3 protein-coding genes and 1 pseudogene are annotated in these 3,005 nt (G+C 61.6%); 2 read left to right on the forward strand and 2 right to left on the reverse strand.

The window, feature by feature from the left end; all coding sequences use genetic code 11:
* A partial coding sequence (locus tag AC792_RS18070) for an adenylyl-sulfate kinase (protein ID WP_152915928.1) occupies positions 1-189 on the reverse strand: 189 nt, incomplete at its 3' end.
* A gap of 375 nt (positions 190-564) precedes the next feature.
* On the opposite strand from AC792_RS18070, the pseudogene AC792_RS00270 reads away from it, so the two are divergent.
* Positions 565-1,137: pseudogene (locus AC792_RS00270) on the forward strand (recombinase family protein); the annotation flags it as partial.
* A gap of 222 nt (positions 1,138-1,359) precedes the next feature.
* On the opposite strand, the gene AC792_RS16670 reads toward AC792_RS00270, so the two are convergent.
* Entirely contained in the window at positions 1,360-1,680 is a 321-nt protein-coding gene (locus tag AC792_RS16670) for a hypothetical protein (protein WP_152915927.1), read from the reverse strand.
* 604 nt (positions 1,681-2,284) lie between these two features.
* On the opposite strand from AC792_RS16670, the gene AC792_RS00280 reads away from it, so the two are divergent.
* On the forward strand, positions 2,285-3,005 hold a 721-nt coding region (locus tag AC792_RS00280; protein WP_049828608.1), incomplete at its 3' end, for a hypothetical protein.

A 3,005-nucleotide genomic window follows, 5' to 3' on the forward strand; every position in this document is an offset into this window, starting at 1 on the left:
CTCGATACGGTCCTGCCAGCGGGTACTAGGAGCCCATCCCAGTGCCTCCCACCAGCCGGTCGTCGTTTTCCTTCCACCGGCGGTCTTCAGCATCATGGCCTCATGGCCCTGGTCATGGATGGCGTTCTGCAGTTCACGAGCTGCGGTGCTTTTACCGGAACCATCGATACCGGTCAGAAGGATGCGCAGGAGTTCACCTTTCGGGACGAGGGATGTACTTCTGTCAACGCCCTACCCCACCCCCCCCGTTCCTCTCTGCAACCAACCTCACACGATGCTGGCCCCTCCGCCTTCTACTCGAGCACATACAGGGAACCCGCACCCAGCAGCCGGATACCTCACATCCCATGGCATGCGACACACTCCGTCGAGACATCACCCCTCCCCCGCCATTACAGACCGGATTCTGTCTTGCTACCATGCTCCATAAGGAGGGGCCTGGTTTCGCGACGTTAGGGTCGGTTGCAAGACAGATTCCGAGTGCATAAAGCGTTTCCAGGTCCGTCGGTCACCTGCAGCAATCAGTTTCGGAATCGCGAGGTACTTTCAGTTGAAGGAGCAAGCATGGGCAGGTTGATCGGGTATGCCCGGGTCTCGACCCGGGGCCAGGACACGAACCGGCAGATCCAGGACCTCCTCGCGGCCGGGGTGCCTCGTGATGACCTCTACGTCGATCAGGGGGTCAGTGGTGCCCAGGCACGCCGGCCCCAGTTCGACCGGGCCCTGGAGGCACTGCATAAGGGCGACACCCTGGTCGTGACGACCCTGGACCGGTTGGGTAGGTCGAGGGCGAACATGCTCGCCCTCGCCGACACCCTCCGCGCCCAGGACGTGAACCTTCGCGTCCTGAACCTCGGGGGCGGGAGCGTGGACACTGGGACACCCATGGGATCCATGGTCTTCACCGTCATAGCGGCCTTGGCGCAGATGGAACTCGAGATCAAACGCGAACGCGTGAACGATTCCAACACCAAACGCCGAGCTGCGGGCATGGATCTCGGTGGCCGCCGCCAGACCTTCTCCGACAGTCAGATCAGTAACGCCCGCCGGCTCATCGATCAGGGCCAGCCAGCTGCTCACGTCGCCCGGGACCTGGGCATGTCCAGGGCGACTCTCTACCGCAGGATCAATAATCTGGAGGCCCGTGAGTGGTTGGCCACCCACCCTGTACCGACACCGCTACCGCTACCGCTACCGCTCGAGGATCTTGCGGAGCTAGGCCCGTCGGTGCCGATAAGTCCGCCGCACTCTGATGCCCGCCCTATGACGTGAGGCAGCCTCAGTCCGTGGTTGACGGGCTGAGGCTGCTTTGGGGGGTTGTGGTGAAGGCTATGTTCAGGCGTTCAGCCGTTGAAGCGTTCAGCCGTTGAGTCGGTGGACGTCGGTGACCCAGGTGAGGCACCCGGTTTTGACTTTGAAGGATGATCCATACCCGACGACAATGTCGCGGGTGAGTTGCGAGCCTTTCTTCAACCCGGCGCAGGAGTACCCAACCTTGATGGTCGCCCCGGGTGCGGGGTTGTCCGCAGTACAGGATCCGACGATGTACTTGCCGTCCGATGCCAGGGATGAGCACCCACCGACACCGGCTTGGGCTGCGGGGGCTGATCCGATGAGCGCGGTCGCCCCGATCGCTGTCGCTGCGGCCACCGCGGCGATTCTTCTTTTCAGACTGTTCATGATGTGTCCTTCCCCTGAGGCGAACGCATAAGGTCCGCCGATGACTGTGCTGGTCTAGGTTCGCCGGTGACTGTGCTGGTCCGGGTGTGATCAGTGTGGTGGCTCAGGTCGGGCTGTAGGTCACGTGACTGGCCCCACCGACACAGCCGTGGGCGACCTTGAAGGACATCCCACTGTTGAGCGTGACATTCACATTCCTCGTAGCCCCGATATGGCAGTCAACGATGAGCTTCAATTTTGCCCCGGGCCCCGGGTTAGGGGGTGTGCAACTACCGGCTACGTACTTGTTCGGTGCACCCCAGGACTCATCGACCAGCGTCAACGACGTGCAGTGACCGATCCCTGCGGCCTGAGCCGGTGCCGGCGCTACAGCTACCGCCCCGAGCGAGCCCACGCCGATGGTCAACGCCATCAGTGCTGCTTTCGCTTTCCTCAACATCGTTCCTCCTCATTCACCCGTCAATGGTGCGTTGTTATGACCACTCTTCTTCACCACAGGATCAGAAACAACGCCTCACGAGCAGGGTTAGACCTTCGGCTAAACCTTCCCCTGCCCCTCTAGGATCACCAAGGCAGGAACAACGACACAAAGGCAGGCACCGCGATGGATCGGCTCAGCGATCACTGCGAGGAACTCCACGCAGCACTCACCCGGGAAGAGAACTTCGAGAAAACACCGGGCGGGCAATGGCTGGCCGGCACCTACCACGACATCGTCCCGGCGGTCCTGCGCAACGTCCTGCACAGCGTCGATACCGGCGAATCCCTGAACCCCAGCATCATCGAAACAATCCGCTACTCCGCTGCCTCCACGACCGCCCACGTACCCCTGCACACCGCTCTCCACGGTTCACTACCGGCCATCAAAGTTTTCGCGGCGTTCCTGCGCACACACCACACCATGATCCCCGCCCAACGGATGGCCCTGCTCCTGAGCCGCGCATCCATCATCGCCGTCGAACTCTCCGGCTACTGGATCACCACCTGGACCACCACCAACAACACCCCATCCGGGCTTCCTACAACACCATCACCAGCCCCGTCGGCCGTACACCCCAGTACTCACCCAAAAGAAGCACTCACCACCAACACCGCTAAGACCACTAAGACCGCTAAGACCGCTAAGACCGCTAAGACCACCGGCATGGTGGACCCGGTGACCGATCTGGTCCCCGTACAAGGGCGACTGAAACAACCGGACCTCGACATGGTGCTCCTGGCCGCACAAGGCCAGTCGAACAACGAAATAGCCAAGAACACCGACTACAGCACCCAAGCCGTCACATGGCATCTAGGACGCACCATGCGCGCCTGGAACGTCACCA

It is taken from the genome of Arthrobacter sp. RIT-PI-e (assembly GCF_001187915.1).
Lineage (GTDB): Bacteria > Actinomycetota > Actinomycetes > Actinomycetales > Micrococcaceae > Arthrobacter_D.

Coding starts and splice junctions, on each gene's coding strand:
- AC792_RS16670 (WP_152915927.1), bottom strand. CDS start 1,680: ATGAACAGTCTGAAAAGAAGAATCGCCGCGGTGGCCGCAGCGACAGCG.